General features: G+C 45.7%; 14 protein-coding genes. 6 read left to right on the plus strand and 8 right to left on the minus strand.

Annotated features, from left to right (window positions below):
* Positions 1 to 112 precede the first annotated feature (112 nt).
* The 4 genes from ACYVD4_RS04360 (at position 113) to ACYVD4_RS04375 (ending at position 6,910) form a co-directional block, all read left to right on the plus strand.
* Entirely contained in the window at positions 113 to 727 is a 615-nt protein-coding gene (locus tag ACYVD4_RS04360; RefSeq protein ID WP_460942751.1) for a TetR/AcrR family transcriptional regulator, read from the plus strand.
* The gene (locus ACYVD4_RS04365) at positions 714 to 2,114 is read left to right on the plus strand and encodes a TolC family protein (protein WP_460942753.1); all 1,401 of its coding nucleotides are present in this window, start codon (positions 714 to 716) and stop codon (positions 2,112 to 2,114) included. Before ACYVD4_RS04360 ends, ACYVD4_RS04365 begins: the two co-directional genes overlap by 14 nt.
* A 112-nt stretch (positions 2,115 to 2,226) precedes the next feature.
* Positions 2,227 to 3,354 (plus strand): efflux RND transporter periplasmic adaptor subunit, encoded by a 1,128-nt coding sequence (locus ACYVD4_RS04370; protein ID WP_460942755.1) that lies wholly within the window; start codon positions 2,227 to 2,229, stop codon positions 3,352 to 3,354.
* A gap of 121 nt (positions 3,355 to 3,475) precedes the next feature.
* The gene (locus ACYVD4_RS04375; RefSeq protein WP_460942757.1) at positions 3,476 to 6,910 is read left to right on the plus strand and encodes an efflux RND transporter permease subunit; all 3,435 of its coding nucleotides are present in this window, start codon (positions 3,476 to 3,478) and stop codon (positions 6,908 to 6,910) included.
* A gap of 104 nt (positions 6,911 to 7,014) precedes the next feature.
* On the opposite strand, the gene ACYVD4_RS04380 is transcribed toward ACYVD4_RS04375, so the two are convergent.
* The 7 genes from ACYVD4_RS04380 to ACYVD4_RS04410 all read right to left on the minus strand — a co-directional run bounded on the left by ACYVD4_RS04380 (position 7,015) and on the right by ACYVD4_RS04410 (position 14,594).
* Positions 7,015 to 7,782 (minus strand): glycosyltransferase, encoded by a 768-nt coding sequence (locus ACYVD4_RS04380; protein ID WP_460942759.1) that lies wholly within the window; start codon positions 7,780 to 7,782, stop codon positions 7,015 to 7,017.
* A gap of 209 nt (positions 7,783 to 7,991) precedes the next feature.
* On the minus strand, positions 7,992 to 9,173 hold the full coding sequence (locus tag ACYVD4_RS04385) for an esterase (RefSeq protein ID WP_460942761.1): 1,182 nt from the start codon (positions 9,171 to 9,173) through the stop codon (positions 7,992 to 7,994).
* A 77-nt stretch (positions 9,174 to 9,250) separates the two neighbouring features.
* Positions 9,251 to 10,441 (minus strand): esterase, encoded by a 1,191-nt coding sequence (locus tag ACYVD4_RS04390; protein ID WP_460942763.1) that lies wholly within the window; start codon positions 10,439 to 10,441, stop codon positions 9,251 to 9,253.
* A gap of 87 nt (positions 10,442 to 10,528) precedes the next feature.
* Positions 10,529 to 12,199, minus strand: a complete 1,671-nt coding sequence (gldG, locus tag ACYVD4_RS04395) for a gliding motility-associated ABC transporter substrate-binding protein GldG (protein ID WP_460942765.1) — start codon at positions 12,197 to 12,199, stop codon at positions 10,529 to 10,531.
* A gap of 115 nt (positions 12,200 to 12,314) precedes the next feature.
* Entirely contained in the window at positions 12,315 to 12,704 is a 390-nt protein-coding gene (locus ACYVD4_RS04400) for a type II toxin-antitoxin system VapC family toxin (protein WP_460942767.1), read from the minus strand.
* Positions 12,689 to 12,916 carry a hypothetical protein gene (locus tag ACYVD4_RS04405; protein ID WP_460942769.1) on the minus strand — a complete coding sequence of 76 codons (228 nt, stop codon included), beginning with the start codon at positions 12,914 to 12,916 and terminating at the stop codon, positions 12,689 to 12,691. The genes ACYVD4_RS04400 and ACYVD4_RS04405 overlap by 16 nt, the downstream gene beginning before the upstream one ends.
* Before the next feature lie 124 nt (positions 12,917 to 13,040).
* Positions 13,041 to 14,594, minus strand: coding sequence for a sulfatase family protein (locus tag ACYVD4_RS04410; protein ID WP_460942771.1), 1,554 nt, complete (start codon positions 14,592 to 14,594; stop codon positions 13,041 to 13,043).
* 306 nt (positions 14,595 to 14,900) lie between these two features.
* On the opposite strand from ACYVD4_RS04410, the gene ACYVD4_RS04415 reads away from it, so the two are divergent.
* Complete coding sequence (locus tag ACYVD4_RS04415) at positions 14,901 to 15,458, plus strand: RNA polymerase sigma-70 factor (protein ID WP_460942773.1); 558 nt, start codon at positions 14,901 to 14,903, stop codon at positions 15,456 to 15,458.
* Between the two features lie 67 nt (positions 15,459 to 15,525).
* Here the strand turns inward: ACYVD4_RS04415 and ACYVD4_RS04420 are convergent, their stop codons facing one another.
* Positions 15,526 to 17,721, minus strand: coding sequence for an alpha-galactosidase (locus ACYVD4_RS04420; protein WP_460942775.1), 2,196 nt, complete (start codon positions 17,719 to 17,721; stop codon positions 15,526 to 15,528).
* A 175-nt stretch (positions 17,722 to 17,896) separates the two neighbouring features.
* On the opposite strand from ACYVD4_RS04420, the gene ACYVD4_RS04425 reads away from it, so the two are divergent.
* Positions 17,897 to 18,352, plus strand: coding sequence for a hypothetical protein (locus ACYVD4_RS04425; protein WP_460942777.1), 456 nt, complete (start codon positions 17,897 to 17,899; stop codon positions 18,350 to 18,352).
* Positions 18,353 to 18,498 lie beyond the last annotated feature (146 nt).

The following is an 18,498-nucleotide window of genomic DNA, read 5'->3' on the forward strand; positions in this document are numbered from 1 at the left end:
GGGTGTTTCACTCCTCGATTTAGGCCGTTCATCACTTTCTGAAAATTATGCTGGAAACTGAGAACTATATTTGAGTTTCCAAAGTTCATCCTGCAAAAGTTCTATTTTTTTAATGAAACAGAGGATTCTGGCAGAGGCTGAGCGACTATTCTGGAAATATGGTGTCCGTTCCGTAACAATGGAGGATATCGCTAAACAACTTGGTATTTCGAAGAAGACAATTTACCAGCACTTCAACGATAAAGAACAGATATTATACCAAGTCATACAGGACAAAACCGACCGAAACCTATCAGAAATGGATTGTATGGCCATGGAGGGTGCTAATCCGGTAGAAGAAATGCTATGCGTATTGCAGATGATGCAAAGGCAGGCCGACCAAGTAAGCCCGAATCTGGTGGTCGATGTGAAACGTTACTACCCACAGGCGTTTGCGCTATTCAAACAGTATAAAGAAGATCAGATGATGGGCTCTATTCTTGAAAATATCCAAAAAGGTATTAAACAAGACATATATCGATCTGACATCAATCCGGCTATTTTAGCCCGTCTTCGAGTTGAGCAGATTGAACTGGCATTTAATAATGAAATCTTCCCAACTGACCAATATACTATGCAACAAATCCAATATGAACTTATTCACCATTTCGTGCGCGGGATGCTCACGGAGAAAGGTTTCACCATCTACAACCAGTATGTCAAACAGTACAACCATGAAGTTCACTAATACGAAACGAGCCCTGATGTTCGGGTTGCTTACTCTGGTAAGCGCCGGGCCATTGCTGGCTCAGAATAAGCAAGATTTCTCGTTGAATGAAGCGATTAAATTTGCTGTCGACAACAACATAAACGTGAAAAATTCGGGACTTGATGCCTTAAGTTCCGAAGCTCGTATCCGGGAGGTCAAATCGTCGGCATTGCCACAAGTGGGTATCGGAAGCCAATTGACCTATAATGCTATTATTCAGAAAGTTATTCTACCAGCGGGCGGTTTTGGGGCCCCCGCTTCTTCGACAGGCACCAGCGGTAACCAACCAGAAAATGCCAGTGTGTTGGCCATCCCGTTTGGGGTTAATTTTCAGGGAAATGTGCAGGCTACGGTGAATCAGTTGCTCTACGATGCCAACTACAAAATTGGTCTGAAAGCCGCTGCTACGTTGCGCGAGTTGAGTCAGAAAAACGTAACAGCTTCGAAAATTAACGTAGCAGAACAGGTTGCCAAAGCCTATTACAACGTACTGGTAAGCGAAGAACGGATTAAACTGCTGGATTATAACATCGGGCGGGTCGATACGTTGCTCAACGAAACCGTGGCGATGAACAAGCAGGGGTTTGTCGAAAAAATCGACGTCAATCGGCTTGAGGTACAGTCAAATAATCTGAAAGCGGAACGGCAGAATGTGCAAAATCTGGTTGGACTGAGCTATTATCTCCTGAAATTTCAGATGGGTTTGGGCATCAACGATGCCATTGCATTAACCGACAAAATTCAGGATCTAAATTTGGAAGAACTGGAACGATCAGTGGCGGTTACACCAGATTTCGACTACAACCAACGTATCGAATTCTCGACTCTGCAAAACCAGATCCAATTGGCCGACTTAGATTTTCAGAGTATTGGCAAGCAATACTTACCTAGAGTAGTGGCTTCTTTAGTCTACGGTCATAACAACGGTCGTAATAATCTGGGTACATTTTTTACAACGCAGTGGTTCAATTCGGCCGCTATCAATCTGCAGGTACAGGTTCCGGTATTCGATGGTTTTCAGAAACGCTACGCGGCTCAGCAAAAGAAACTGGCGCTCGATAAAGCAAAGCTGGGAAGCGACCTGCTGAAAAACTCTATCGATCTACAGGTTCGTCAGGCACAAATCACAACGCAAAACAGCCTGCAAACACTACGTACCCAGAAACGGAATCTTGATCTGGCGCAGGAAATTCTTCGCGTAACACGTATCAAATACAAAGAAGGCGTAGGTTCGAACATCGAAGTATTGAATGCCGAAACGTCGTCGCGCGAGGCACAAACCAACTATTTCGCATCCTTGCTCGATTTCATGCTAGCCAAAGTTGATGCCGATAAAGCCAGTGGGAAACTCTATATAGGACAGTAAATTTTAACTAATCATGTAACATGAATCATGAATAGTGGGGTGTTATATCTGGACTCTGACGGCAAACGTCCTTATCCATTTTTCATTATCCATTATTCATTCAATACAGACTATGAAACCATACTACGCCATTGCCCTGATTGGCCTATTAGCTGCCTGCTCAGGTGAAAAAAAGACCGATTTAGAAGGTAAAAGGGAAGAACTCGCAGAACTGAAATCGCAACAGGGCGAGTTGAATACCAAAATTAAAGCACTGGAAACCGAACTGACTAAGCTTGATCCTAACAAAAAAGAAGATGTTCGGGCGAAAGACGTAACGGTGGCTCCGCTCACAACCAGTACGTTCCGCCATTTTGTGGAATTGCAGGGAACGGTTGATGCCAAAAATAACGTACAGGTTTCACCAAAATCAGGCGGTGTTGTTACTGCCGTTTACGTAAAAGAAGGCGACAATGTTCGCGCTGGGCAAGCTATTGCTAAAGTTGATGATCAATTACTACGTGAATCGCAGGAAGAAGTAAAAACGCAACTTTCGCTGGCAAATACGGTCTTTGAAAAGCAGGCGGCTTTGTGGAAACAGCAAATTGGTACGGAAATTCAGTACCTACAGGCTAAAAATAACAAAGAATCGCTGGAGCGTCGTCTCTCTACGTTGAACGCTCAGCTAGGCCAGTCGACGGTAACGGCACCAATTTCGGGTGTTGTTGATCATGTGATGGTAAAAGTTGGTCAATCGGCCATGCCCGGTATGGGCTTGGTTCAGGTCGTTAACCTGTCGCAACTGAAAGTAGTGGCTAAAGTGGCTGATTCGTATTCGGGTAGTGTTCGGAAGGGCGATGCTATTGCCATTGAATTTCCGGATTTAAAAAAGCAACTGAACTCACGCATTTCGTTCGTCGCCACTACTGTCGACCCATCTACACGGACATTCACGATAGAAGCTCCGCTACCATCAGACAATTCATTGAAGCCGAATATGCTGGCTCGGGTTAAAATCAACGACCAAACGCAGGGAAACGCTATTGTTATCAACCAAAACCTGATACAGAGCACAGAAAACGGGCAACTCGTATACGTAGCGGTGAGTGAAGGTGGCAAGAAAGTAGCGAAAGCCAAAACGATCAAAACAGGCCAGTCATACGGCGGTCAGATTGAGGTAACGCAAGGTTTACAGTCGGGCGATCAGATCGTAACGACTGGGTATCAGGATTTGGTGGATGGTCAACCAATAAATTTCTGATTTGTAGAGACGCAACACCTTGCGTCTCATGTCCGGATGGCTTAATAGCGAACTAGATTATTGCTGGCGCGAATCAGACGCAAGGTATTGCGTCTCTACAAATCGAAAAAACTATTTCAATATGAAATTTGAACAGTATAAAACCCTCGGATTCACCAACTGGTGCGTTGAAAACCGGACGGCGATCTACATTTTCACCTTCCTGATTACGCTTGGTGGGCTGTTCGTATACAATAACCTGCCGAAAGAACAATTTCCGGATATTAAAATCCCGCAGGTATATATCAACACAGTCTACGTAGGTACCGCTCCTGCCGATATCGAAAACACCATCAACAAGCAGATTGAGAAGCAGTTGAAATCGGTGTCGGGCGTAAAACGAGTAAAATCGAATGCCTTACAGGACGTATCGGTTATTTTGGTCGAGTTTAATCCCGACGTAGAATCGGCTGAAGCACTGCAACGAGTTCGGGATGCCATCGACAAAGCAAAACCCGACCTGCCACAAAAGCTTGATTCAGGTCCAACCGCGCAGGATGTCGATATCTCGGAAATGCCGATCATGAACATCAACATGGCCGGTAACTTCTCATTGAAACAACTGAAAGAATATGCCGAAGATTTACAGGATGTGATTGAAGGAATGCCTGAAATCCGCCGTGTCGACATCGTTGGTGCGTTAACTCGTGAGATTCAGATTAACCTCGATCTGGCCCGGATGCAGTCGGCAGGGTTGGCGTTTACCGATATTCAGCAATCGATTCAGGGTGAGAATATTAACGTATCGGGCGGTGAACTTAATGTAGATGGTGTTCGTCGGACAGTACGTGTAAAAGGTGAGTTTACCGACGTATCACAACTTGCTAATTTACAGATACGTACCGCTACGGGCGCTACGGTACGTCTGGGCGACATTGCCGATGTACGTGACAACTTCGAAGAGCAACTGGATTTCGCTCGTCTGAACAAGAAATCGGTTGTTACGTTGAACGTTATCAAACGGGCGGGTGCTAACCTGATTTCGGCTGCTGACCGGATTGAGCATACAATTGAGGAGCGTAGAGGAACCGAATTCCCTCCGGGTCTGGACGTAAAAATTACGGCCGACCAATCGGAACGTACCCGGGAGAGTGTGAATGACCTGATCAACACAGTTGTGTTGGGCTTCATCTTCGTGGTACTCGTACTCATGTTCTTCATGGGCGTTCGCGATGCCATTTTCATTGGTTTATCGGTGCCCTTATCAGCGCTGGTAGCTTTCGTAATGATGCCGGTTTTAGGGCCTGTAGTAGGTACTACGTTCACGCTGAACATGATGGTGCTTTTCGCCTTCCTGCTTGGTCTGGGGCTTGTGGTCGATGATGCCATTGTGGTTATTGAAAACGCGCACCGACTCTTTAACGATCACAAGGATTGGGATATCAAAAAGGCGGTTAAGGCCGCTGCGGGCGAAGTGTTCGGTCCTGTATTGTCAGGTACATTGACCACAATTGCACCGTTCTTCCCGCTGTTATTCTGGCCGGGTATTGTGGGCGAGTTTATGAAATTCTTACCGCTTACACTCATCCTGACGCTGTTTGCCTCACTATTTGTAGCTTACGTAATTAACCCGGTCTTTGCCGTTACGTTCATGAAACGCCATGACGAAAGTGGTCATGACGAAAAGCCTACTTTTGAGGAAATCAAGCGTCCAATATTGATTATGACCGTTCTGGCGGGTGTTGGCTACGTTATTGATCGGGGTATCGGAAATCTATTTGTGTTGTTCCTGATTCTGTACGTTTTCAATCACTACGTACTGACGCCAAAACTGATTGTGCCGTTCCAGGAAAACCTGTTACCTAAGCTGAAGAATGGCTATCGGAAGTTGATTTCTTGGATTTTACACGGCTGGCGTCCGGTGTTTGCTATCATTGCTGGATTTGCTCTGCTGATTGTTACGTTTATTATTGTTGGCATTGCCAAACCTAAAGTGCTGTTCTTCCCGAGCGGTGAGCCGGATTATATCTACGTATACAACGTAATGCCGGTTGGTACCGACGCTCGCGTGACAGACTCCGTGACAAAGGTTATTGAGCAGCGCGTGTTTAAAATTCTGGACGATAATAAGGCGGGCGATATTGTTAACTCGGTAATCTCGAACGTAGGTAAGAACGCGGGCGACCCGCAAAATCCCGATCGGTCGGCCACTCCGCACAAGTCGAAGGTAACCGTTGCTTTTGTACCAAATGAATTCCGCCATGGTATATCGACGGATTCGTTACTGTCGAAAGTTCGGCTGGCAATGCGCGGATTACCCGGAAGTGAGATTTCTGTTGAACGCGAATCAAATGGGCCACCAACAGGTAAACCAATCGCCGTTGAAATTGCTGGTGAGGAGTTCGATGAGCTGAAAAAGCTGGAAACGCAAGTAAAACAAGCCATTGCGAAATCAGGCATTAAAGGTATCGATCAGTTGAAGTCAGATCTGATTACTAACAAACCTGAAATCGTAATTGATATCGACCGTGAGAAAGCCGAACGCGAAGGTATTTCGTCGGGCCAGATTGCGATGGCAATACGTACCGCGCTTTTCGGATTGGAAGTATCTAAATTCCGGGATGCGAAAGATGAATATCCGATTATGGTACGTCTGAAATCGGATGACCGTAGCCAGATTGACCGACTGCTGAGCCTGAATATTGTTTATCGCGATATGGTTATGGGTGGTCAACTACGTCAGGTGCCTATTACGTCGGTGGCTAATATCAGCTATTCTACTACGTTCAGCCAGATTAACCGGAAGAACCAGCAGCGTCTTGTTACGCTCAGCTCCGACGTAGTGCCGGGTTATAACGCAAACCAGATTGTGGCTCAAATTCAGCAGGTTATAGACCAAATGGAGATGCCGAATGGCTATACCGTGAAAATGGGCGGTGAGCAGGAAGATCAGCAGGAATCGATGAGTTTTCTGGGGGCGGCATTCATGATTGCATTGCTGCTGATTTATCTGATCATGTCGACCCAGTTTAACTCGGTCGTAAAACCACTGATTATCTTCGTTACCATTCTGTTCTCGCTGATTGGCGTATTACTTGGCTTCGTGGTCTTCAACAAAGATTTCTCGGTGATCATGTCGGGCGTTGGTATTATCGCGCTGGCGGGTATTGTGGTGAAAAATGGTATTCTGCTTATCGAATTTATTGAAGAGCTACGTGGTCGCGGTGTTCCGCTACGTGACGCCATCATCGATGCGGGCGGAATACGTCTGACTCCCGTATTGCTGACGGCTTCGGCGGCTGTACTCGGTCTGATTCCGTTGGCGTTTGGTATTACTGTCGATTTTGTTGGTCTTTTCCGCGATTTCGATCCACACGTAATTATCGGTGGCGATAGCTCGGTATTCTGGAATATTCTGGCCTGGACCATCATTTTCGGCCTGACATTCTCTACTGTCCTGACGCTGGTAATTGTGCCCTGTATGTACTGGGTCAACGAACGGATTCGGATGAAGTGGTTCGGTAAGAAAGATCCGGCACTGGCTATGAAGGAAGAGCCAGAAGAAGAGCTGGTTTAATCATAATAATTACAAAAAGAAAAGGTGGCCCATGAATAGAACTTCATTTATGGGCCACCTTTTTTGTTGCGCGTCTCTGTTAAAAGTTCGACCGATAGCCAGTTTTAAAGACGAAATTTAACTTTTAAAAAGCGCTTGATTAGTCCCAGCAATAGCCAGCCTCTACCAGAAAGTTTTTGTGAAAGACTATTTGGGCTTGTTTTTGCGTCGACCGTTGGACTGAGATTACTACTATGGCGTCGGTAAGAGGACAACGTTTCTGGAATAAACTCTACTTTGACAAAGGTTGAACAAATCAGCCCAATCCAGAAATCATGATAAACATGAAACTTAGCTGCGGAGTAAAGCTCTTTAGGAAAAGGTAATATAAACGATTTGGCAGAGCTGTTAAACGCCATACAGTTACCGATAAATGTATTTTTTGTAAAGTTCTTTAGCCAACCTTTTCCTGAGTTAAAAACTTTAAAGAAAGAATCGGCCGTTACGTTTCCTGCCTGATCTATGAAATTGCAATCACAAACGACCAGATCGGCTTGTTGAAGTGCCTGTTTTAGGCGGGGTACTTTATTGGCAAACCAGATGTCGTCCTGATCGCAAAGGAAAATGTGTTTCCCTCTCGACAATCGGATCGCATTCTCAAAGTTTCCAATCGGTCCACGAGTCCCCTCGTTGAGCTGAAACCTAATTCGTTTGTCGTTTAACTGCTCAATAATCCTGCGCGTGTTGTCGGTTGAGTGATCATCAGATATTACTACCTCATCCTGAGGAGCTAATTGCAGCAGTACGGATTGTAATTGAGCGGCTATGAATTTTTCGCCATTATAAGTTGCGATGCAAATGCTCACAACGTCTTCTCGACTGACTGATTCCAAGGCTAAAGAATGTTATTTCTGGGGCGTACCGACTAAATAACGCCATTTATTACGTGCAAAGATATTCAGAAGGGATTGCTGTAGTTACATTTTAATTGAGATGGTGATCTATTTGGCCTATACTTTTACACAAACGTCTTTTTGTTATCCTAACGAAGTGAGGACAACAAAAAGACGAATCGAAACACTTTCAACTTTCGGAATACCGTTTATTTGAACAACATTGGTACGTATTCATTGAGGTATTGCCGCCAATTGATCCAGGTATGCCCACCAGCAGTTTCTTTGTATTGGTATTTAATCTGATGTTTATCCAGCAGAGCCAGCGTCTTTTTGTTAGAATCCATCACAAAATCGTCTTTGCCAATACCAATCCAGAACAGCTTTTTACCCTTGTTAAAACCGGGATCGTTTAGCGCCTTTGCGTATTTGGTTTCTGCCTCATCAATTGAATTACCGAAGAAGCCCGAACTGAATACACCAACGTAGTTAAATAATTCGGGACGCGTTAACGTAACATCTAACGTTTGAAAACCGCCCATGCTTAACCCAGCGATAGCGCGCGTGTCGGGCGTAGTTGTAACTCGATACGTCTTCTCAACCAACGGCATAATGTCTTTCAGCAACTCATCGGCAAACAACGCCCGCATCTTGTTCATGTGTTGCGCCGGATTGGCCTGACCAGTTGTTAGCATCATGGGCATACTTCCGTTTGGCATTACCACAACCATTGGCTTTGCTTTACCAGCCGCCAGCAGATTGTCAATAATAAAGCCAGCCCGACCAATGCTGTTCCAGCCCGAATCATCATCGCCTGCGCCATGTAACAGGTAAAAGACGGGGTATTTTCCTTTGTTCTGTTCATAGCCGGGTGGCGTGTATACATGTAACCGACGCATCGTACCCAACGTATTGGACGAGTACCAGACTTCCCGCACTTCGCCATGCGGTACGGCTTTGTTATCTTCAAAAGCTGTTTCGGAGCCGGGGAGCAGCATTACGTTTTCGATACTGGCAATTCCTTGTTTGATAACCGGATTCTTAGGGTCCATTGTCCGAACACCGTCCACCATTAGCGTATAGGTGTAATAATCCGGCGTCAATGACCCTACTGAAACCGACCAAACGCCCTGTTCATTTTTATTCAGGCTCATTGGTTTGGCACCGTTCAGGAAATCACCACCAACCGTTACTTCGGTAGCCTTTGGCGCATAAATCTGAATAAGTACCCGCTTGTCGTCCAGCACTTTCGGCGATTTCAACGTATCGTTTGGCGTTGGCGTCCGCTGTTGGCCCTGAGCCAGTATTGCTGGCGTATGGAGACAGGCACATACTGCGAGTGAGAGGCTAGCAAATCCGGCCAGTATGTTTTGTTTTGAAAAATTCATCATGTATGGTTAGTTAATGGTTGTTGGAGTGATTTTGTATTTGGGCTGGTTTGGTTTATCGCAAAAAGGACAGAGGACGCTTACTTTTTCTGCCACAGATTTGGCAGCAATTTATAATAGAGCAGGTGTCGCCAGGTTCCCCAGTCGTGTGCGCCATCGCCACCAACGTAGTATTCGTGTCTGATGTTGTGTTTCTGCAAGGCGTTACGTAGCGACATCACCCGTTTACCAATTGGCGCATTGGCTTCGCCTGTCCCCTGCCCTATCAGCATATAATCAACTTTTTGATTGGCTTGTGGATCATTGAGGAACGTAGCACTAACCGTCTCAGTATTTGGATCGCCTGCGCTCAGAATGCCGAACGAACTGAACAAATCCAGGTTTTTCAATCCTACCAGTTGCGTATGCCGACCACCCATGCTCAACCCCGCCAGCGCACGGCCTTTTCGGTCGGCGCGGGTGCTGTATGATTTCTCCACAAACGGAATAATCTGCTTTTTCAGCTCTTCTTCAAACAGCGGGAAGGTTTTTTCGGTATGATTTGGGTCGCTACGATGAATCACCTGATTGTTAGGCATCGCAATCAGCATGGGTACCATTTTACCTTCGGCAATCAGATTATCAGCGATGAAATTTGCCCGTCCATCGAGTGCCCAGCCCGACGCCAGCTCACCGCTTCCACCCACCAGATACAATACCGGATATTTCTTTTTGGGCGAATAGTCGGGTGGCGTATAGACATATATTTCGCGCTCACCCTTTAATACGTCTGAATGGTAAACATGCCGGGTTACAGCTCCGTGCGGCACAGGTTTGGCATCATAATAAGCGGGACCATCGCCCGAAACAACCAGATTACTGTAACCGGGCTGATCGTTGAAACCGGTCAGCGTATTATTTGGGTCGGGCACCGTAACGCCATCGATAATGAACTTGTATACGTAAATATCGGGCTTGATCGGGCCAACCGTCAGCGACCATAAACTGTCGTTATCTTTCTGAAACGGAATCGGATCTTTCGCTGATAAAGCCAACAACATAGGCCCGCCCGTGAGCATAACCTGTTTGGCTTCGGGCGCTTTCAGCCGGAAGGTTACGGTACGGTCGTCGCGCACTTCCGGTGAGATAACATTCGCACCAAAAGGCAGTAAGTTTTGGGTATTTTCCTGCGGATTCCAATCAAGATTTACGTGAGCCTGTTGCGCCTGTACCCATTGATTTCCAAGCAGAAAAAGGCAAATAAAAAAGCTATTTAGTCGGCTTATAGTCATTACGTTATCATAGTATCTTGCTAACGTAAAAGCACATTTTCACTAAATGTACTCACCAACGTAGCGCAATTCTTTAGCGCTGACAGCTTACCCAACACCATACTTCCGCCGACGTATTACCTGCCAGATAAAGCCTGTGGCACCCACCAGCAAAAGCGGCCCAAGCAGATTCAGCAGTTGCCAGCCTGTGCGGTTATCGTTGACCCGAATTTTGTCGAGCGGACGTAGCGTAACGGTTCGCGAGCGGGCAGCAATAACACCATTCGGATCAATCAGGTAATCAATCGCATTCAGCGCAAAATCCTTATTGGCGAACGTATTGCGGGTGTATCGGTCGAAACCCAGCGGATAGGGCGCATTACGTTTGTAATCGACATCATTTATTACCAGATCGCCGTCGGAGCAGACAAGCACCCGTGACGTTTCGCCGGACGCCTTGAAGCCAGCCGCTCGTTTATCGCCCGGCAAAATTCGATTGGCGTACATCGACTGAAATTTACCTTCCAGTAAACAAGCCACGATACGTACCCCGCCATCATACGTTTTGGGGTCGGGCTGCTGCCGGGCTTCATTATAGGAAATCAGTGCAGGCGCTTTCAGAATTTTGGTGTAGGGTGAGGTCAGCAGCAACGGCGTTTTCTGAATTCCTGATGCACGTACCGTATCAAGCGAACTCACAAAGCGACCTAACACGGCATCGAGATTCCGGACAATCGGATTGCCACTGGTACCGAAATTATTCAGCAACGGATAAAACCGCCACGGAACGAGTTGAATATTCGGTTTGTCGCCCATGTTACCGACGTTGAGCGGAATAGGCGCGCAGTAAAAGTCTTTTATTACGTCACGGTTGATACGTACTCCCCAATGAAAAAACAGATCGTCGAGGTTCAGATTGAGCGGCTGAGCATAGGTTCCCTCCGTACTAACCGAATCAACGCGCTGGCCATCGGTAAAAAACAACGCCCGCCCGCCATTCACTACGTATTGATCTATTTTAAATAAATCGTCGTCTGAAAAAGGCGTATCGGGTTTCATTACCAGCAATACATCAATACCCTCAATGGGTCCGGGTTTTGCCATATCGACGAAAAACAAATCATAATTTTGCTGCACCGACGCCAGCAAATCGGCAAATCGCGAAGGAGGCACCTGCGTGTGACCATAAAGTAATCCGACATGCCGGCGATTCTCTTTGGTCTGGGTAAGTTTCCGAATCGTTGCCGCTAATTGAAATTCAACGCCTTCGTAGGACTGATTGAGTTGTTCTTCAGGCGAAGCCGTTTTATTTCCTTTCAGGAATAACACCGCCGATTCGTTTCCTTTATAGGAAACTATTGCTCCCGGAAATACCAGTTTTTCAGTACGTTTACCGCCTTCGCTCGCAAACAGATTAGTCGGTAAAAGCCCCCGCTGTTGCAGTTTATCAATCAGCTTTGCTTTGGCATCCGGATTCGTAATCTGGTCTGGATTAATGAATCGATACGTAATGGTTCGATCAGCGCGAGCCTGAAATTCATCCAGTGTTTCGCGAACGGCGTTTTCGAGTCGTTTGAAACCCGGCGGTAAATCCCCCGTCAGATAAACGTCAACGTGTATATCGTCGGGCAGATCGGTCAGGAGCGTTTTTGTAGCACCAGAGAGCGTATAGCGTTTTTCCTGCGTTAAATCGAGCCGAAAAAACACAAAAGCCGACAATATATTTACCGCAATTAAAGCGGCTACGACAATAAGCGTAGAAGAAAGCGCAGATTTCATACCGAACTATAACGAAGAACGTAGCCGCAAATGTCTGGCTTTTTTTTCGTTATGTAGATTTTATATAGCGTGGCAGGGGTTGTAAGGAATGACTCGAGAAATGAAAATGTAAGCTCTACTCAATCAGAATAAGCTCGTCAATGCGCTCGAAGTGTTTTTTGTTCAATGTGGCAAATGCCAGATTATGTGTTACAGCAGTGGCAGCGATAAATAAATCGGCAATGTCAATTTGCTTTCTTTTTCGTTTAAGATTTGAATTGATGGTAACGGCGGTATCCACACATCTTTCATCAAAAGGTATTACAGAAATGGTTTGCAGAACACTATCCCAAAAAGCTAACTGGATTTGAGTAGCGCCAGTATATATTTCGTATTTAGTAATCGCTGAAATAGCAAATTCATAGCCCTGCCTTACTAAGGCTAGCCAAACAGAATTGCTTTTCTCGGTCTTGCGATAATAGTCAATAAGAATAGACGTATCAACCAATATTATGTTGTTCGCCATTGGTTAATCGCTTTTCTATTACTATTAATTACGTCTAGTTGCTTCTTTGTCGCAACAGGCCCATTTAAAAGCAGTGACTCTAAATTTGTTTTTGCTTTAGCGACAATCGTTTCTTTCTCAATTTCTGCCTTGAGCTGTCTAAGTTGTCCGGGTGGCAATTCTCTGACGATTTTGACCAGTTGGTCGAAATCTATATTTACCTGTACCTGCATAAATCAAATTTAAGAAACCTGAGTCAAATAGTGCTAATACTTAGACGTAGTAAAGCTGGGAAAAGTATTGACGCTTCCCGGCTTTACCCTGCCACCCCAGCAACCCCTGCTTTTTTACTACGTATCAATAATTGCCCTTGTACCGATGGTCGTTCCGTTTTTGGCGGATGGGGTGAAGCGGGATTTGTAGGCCATTGGTCGATTCGAGCCAGTCAAACACCTGATTCCGTAAATCTTTCGCAATTTCCTGATGCTCTTTGCTACGTATCAAATTGTTCACTTCCTGCGGATCGCTCTGTAAATCATATAATTCGTTGGCATCCCAAACGCCGTGATTGAAGATGTACTTGTAGCGGCTCGTCCGAACGCCGAACATTGTGGGCGTTTGCGGGAAATCGGCTTCCCAATAATATTCGTAGAAAGCCCGATCGCGCCAGGATACCTTTTCGCCTTTTAGGATCGGCAAAAATGAATTTCCCTGCATTTGAGCAGGTTTGGGCAAACCGGCATAAGCCAGAAATGTAGGTGCCAGATCAACATTCTGAATAACCTGTTCAACTTTAGAACCCGGTTTTACAACCGCCGGGCAACGTACCAACAACGGAACCCGCATCGATTCTTCATACATGTGCCGTTTGTCGATCAGCCCACGCTCACCGAAACTGAAACCATTGTCGCCCATGTAAACGACCATCGTATTTTCTAACTGACCGTTTTCTTCCAGCCATTTCAATACGCGCCCAACGCTATCATCGACGCCTAGCAACGTTTCGCAGTATTGGCGATAGAAATCGTTGAAATCGATGGTACCGTGATAGAGATAATCGACGCCGTGCCAGCTATACCGCTGTTGCTTCACCCAGTTTGGCATATCGGCCATGTTCACTTTCAGATTTGGGCCGAGTTTTGACTTCGATTCGCCCCAGACTTTGCTTGTATCACTGGCCGTCAGATACATCGTTTCCGGATACTGAATCGGCATCGTCCGATACGTATTGCGGTGCCGACGGGCGGGCTGAAAATCGGCATGAACTGCTTTATGCGATAAGTACAGGCAAAACGGTTTGTTTTTATCCAACGTACCAAGCCATTTCAGCGCATAATCCGTCAGCAAATCGCTGGTATAGCTGCTGTCTTTATGCGCAACCTGTTTACCGTTTATGTTGAATATCGGGTTATAATAAACGCCCTGCCCTTTGAAACTCAGCCAGTAACCGAAACCGGGTTGTGGCGCATCGTCGGTATTACCCATGTGCCATTTTCCCAGAAAAGCCGTTTTATAACCCGCTTTTTGGAGGTACTGCGGAAAAAATTTCAGGCCGGGCGTTAGTGGCGCAAAGTTGTCGACAACCTTGTGCGTGTGTGCATACTGGCCTGTCAGAATACTAGCGCGACTGGGCGAACAGAGCGCCGTGCTCACAAACGCATTGGGAATATGCGCCCCTTCATGGGCCAGCCGGTCGAGGTTTGGGGTTTTCAGGCCGGGAACCTTACCTGTGAAACCCATGAAATCATACCGATGATCGTCGGCCAGAATGTAAATAATATTTTTCGGTGACGTAGCATTTCGATGAGAAACAGTTGGCTTGTCGGGCGTCAGCTCAATCTGTGGGCGAAACGCAACCAATAAACCAATAAGCGCTAACGCCCCAACAGCAGGCGAAAAACTTTTTTTCATAAACAAGATATATAAATTAACATTATTTATCCGGATTGTACTAACCAACGAAATTACTGTTTACTACGTTTTTTCGCCGATTTTTCTACCATAAAAAGGTTTATCCTCCGAGCCTGCTGACTTCAAGTCAGCTCTTTCCAATAGGTGTGCGAAGCATGAATTCAATAGATTTACTGTTAAAAATTTGTTATTATTGATACAGAAAACTGTACGAATTCTTAATTCAGCGACAAACGATTAAAAATAAAGCGAACCGAACTTTGTATCACCTATCAATCAATTGAACGGACTTAGGAGATTCAGGCTATGAGCTCAATTTTTACGACCTATTCCGATGAAAGTGAAGATGAGAAGGAATTTGTCAGCCTTTACAATTGCTATTTTCGGCCATTGTTCAACTATACCTTTAGTAAGGTAAATGACCGATTTATTGCGCAGGAAATTGTACAGGAAGCCTTCATCAGCATCTGGAAACAACGTAGCAGCCAGTCAATTCAGTCAAGCCGTTCGTATCTCTTTTCGACGGCTAAAAACCTCATAATCTCGCACTATCGTAAAGAATATACCCGGCAATATTACTACGCTCAGGCAGGCATTGAACAGAACGAATACGAAGCCTCGACCGATCAGGATTTGTTAGCCTCTGATTTACAGGAACAATACGAAAAAGGACTTCAGTTACTGCCGCCTAAATGCAAGGAAGTATTTATCAGTAGCCGGAAAGGTCATTCCAACCGGGAAATCGCTCAGCAACTGGCCATTTCAGAAAAAACAGTTGAGCAACACATCACAAAAGCGCTACGTCTGCTACGTACGCATCTGAAAGAGTACTACGCTTATCTGTTGCTTTTCTTCCTGTCGTAAAACGCTACGTTTAACTTATTACCTACGTAACAAGTCGGGTTCGCTACGTAGCGAACCCGGTTTTGTATTAATTGACTTTGGTTAGTTCAAGCACTACGCTTGTCCGGCGGGCGTTTACATCGGGGTTTATTCCTACGTTCATCAGAAACGAGCCGCTATACGTTTTCCCCTGCTCAATTGTCGATTTCGTGCCCGGATACAGATTCAGTTCAGTAATACGGTATTTGGCGTTAGCATCTAACCCGGCTAACTGAACAGGACGGTTCGAGCCGGTTTCGACTACCTGACTAGAGTGAAAATATGAGAACATGATTGCTTTGTCTTTACTGGCACTGACGTAAGCAACCGAAGCAAATGGATTCTCGTAAGGGCTGGCCAGTCGATATTGTTCGCCGTGCCAGACAGTCGATTTGAAGTTATCGTAATTTTTGAGTGCCTGCTGGCAAAAGATCAGGTCGTTTTGATTCAGATGGCTAACCACAATATCGAAACCCATTTTCCCCATACTCGCTACGTCGACCCGGAACTTGATCGGTTGCTTGCCCCAGTCCGTTACGTGGCAATCGACCGTAAGCGACGGGAAAAAGTAGGAGTAATTCCACTGTTGAAAAATCCGCTCAATAGGTTCGGTATTATCGCTGGGCCAAAACTCGGTGAAATATTTCAGCATTTCGTAGTCGCCCCGGCCACCGCCACCCGAACAAAGCATCATTGGTACTTTTGGGTATTTGCTACGTATCCGCTCCAGCACTTTATACAAACCATGCACGTACTCGACGTAAAGGTGTGATTGCGGCAGTTTATTTTTAGCCAACCACGCCGAATATGCATTGTAAATCACGGCATTACAATCCCACTTAATAAACGCCAGCTCAGGGTTTTTGGTAAACAGATTATCGACCACGCCAAATACGAAATCCTGAACCTGTGGGTTCGACAGATCAAGGACTAACTGATTTCGGTAATATTTCTCAGGGCGTTCCGGCTGACGGATTATCCAGTCGGGGTGTTTTTCGTAAAGCTCGCTTTTCGGGTTCACCATTTCCGGCTCAATCCAGATTCCGAATTTTACACCCGTTTCTTTTGCCGCTTTTACCAGATAACCGATTCCGTGCGGCAGTTTTTTTACGTTTTCCTGCCAATCGCCAAGACCAGCGTGATCATCGTTACGTGGGTATTTATTTCCGAACCAGCCATCGTCGAGCAGAAACATATCGGCACCTAATTTTTTCGTGTCCGTAATCAGACCCGATAGTTTAGTTTCATCGAAATCAAAATACGTAGCTTCCCAGTTATTCAGCAACGTAAGGCGGTCGCCTTGCCCATCAAGCACCCGGTATTTTCTGGCCCAGCTTTGCAGCTGGCGACTGGCTTTCCCCGTACCATTATCCGAAAGTGTATAAACGAGTGCCGGTGTTTTGAATGATTTTCCGGCTGGTAACGTATAGGCCGATGCATAGGGGTTGATGCCAGCAATGAGCCGAAGTGTTTTGTAAGAATCGACCTCAAAATCAAGCTTGTAATTACCACTCCATGCTAACTGACCCAGCATCACCATGCCCGAATTTTCCTGTGCAGGCTGATCGAACGAGACGATAAAATTAGGCGACCCCAGCAACATAGCGCGTGTACCCAATTTGGAGTCGATGGTGCGAATACCCTGCTGGAGTTTCTCCTCGGCGGGTTGCATTTCTTTCAGATACTTGCCCTGAAAGCTGGTCAGGTAAAATTCTTTATTCGGAAAGAACAGATTGGCCGACGCGTATTTCTGTAACACCAGCGAACCTTTTTCCTGATTGGTAACCTCAGCCCACTGCTCAATTACGTTTTCCTTCGTCCAGGTTTTATAAAATAACTTAACCGTTGTTTTATAAACCGGGTCGGCCAGTTCAACGGTGGTCAACGTAGTATTTGCGTCAGGTTTAGCCGTCTGGTGCGACACATATTTTAGCTCGAGCGATGGGTTTCCGTCGGCATGAGTAACCTGAATAGCGGGTTCAACGAGATTCCAGGTGCCTGCGGGCGTGTAGACGTGGCTGTAAATACCGCTGTTGCCACTCGGGAAATGATACGTATCGAAAATATTCTTATAATCATCGGTCTGACTTATTTTTTTGCCAGCATACACCATATGCAGATAATTCTCCTTATCGCTTTGGAGTACCAGGGCAAAATCAGCGGTTTCGATTGGAATGTTCGTCTGGGCAACCGCTTGCAGGGCGACGAAAAAACAAACAGCAACGGTTCTACAGAATGTAATCATAGGACAAGAATCAGGTTAATCTATACAAGTATAAACAGAGCAAAAAACCACCGACAGACGTAGCAAACCGCCATTTATAAAGTCAGCCCTGCTCAATATATAGTTAAGCGTTTAAGAGCTATTTCATACGCTACGTTTACTACGTTATCCGCAAATTTTCATAAATTCTATCCAGATGAACGTTAGCCCTCTCTCTTTTCTCTACTCGCTGTTTGTTACGTTGGCACTGTCTTCCGAAATCGCATTAGCGCAGACAAAACAGGAAAATCTTCTAATCAGGCACCTCGTCCGGGAAGCCAGTGAACCCGATGCCCACAGCGAAAACGATACGTATCTACGAATCACAATCGGAGCAATTGATTACGTCGCCGAACTTAAAACGGCAACTATTGTCTATCAGCAAAAGTCCGAAAATCCGAGTGGCGGGACTTGCGGCAATTACGTTGAAGCAGGACTTACTTTACTGGACAAAAACAAGCAGCAAACCTCGCAGGGAGCCAGTCAGGTGATACGTTATAACGATGGCAATAAGTGGACGCGAATAGCTTTATCAGAAGGCGATTATTCGTGCGAAAAACTGAAACGTATTCCAAAATCTGTGATTAGCTGCCTCAAACTTGAGTGTAATTGATAGTTCTTTTTAAGCGCAAAGGTTTTCGCAAAATCGCGAAGTGATTCGTGCTACGTTCTTTGCGGCAAAAAAGTGATAAATTTTTCTGCGTAGAGTAAGGGTTGGGCTTTTGGTAGGCGACTTAGGTTTTGTAATCGCCCTAAACC

It is taken from the genome of Spirosoma daeguense (assembly GCF_054776875.1).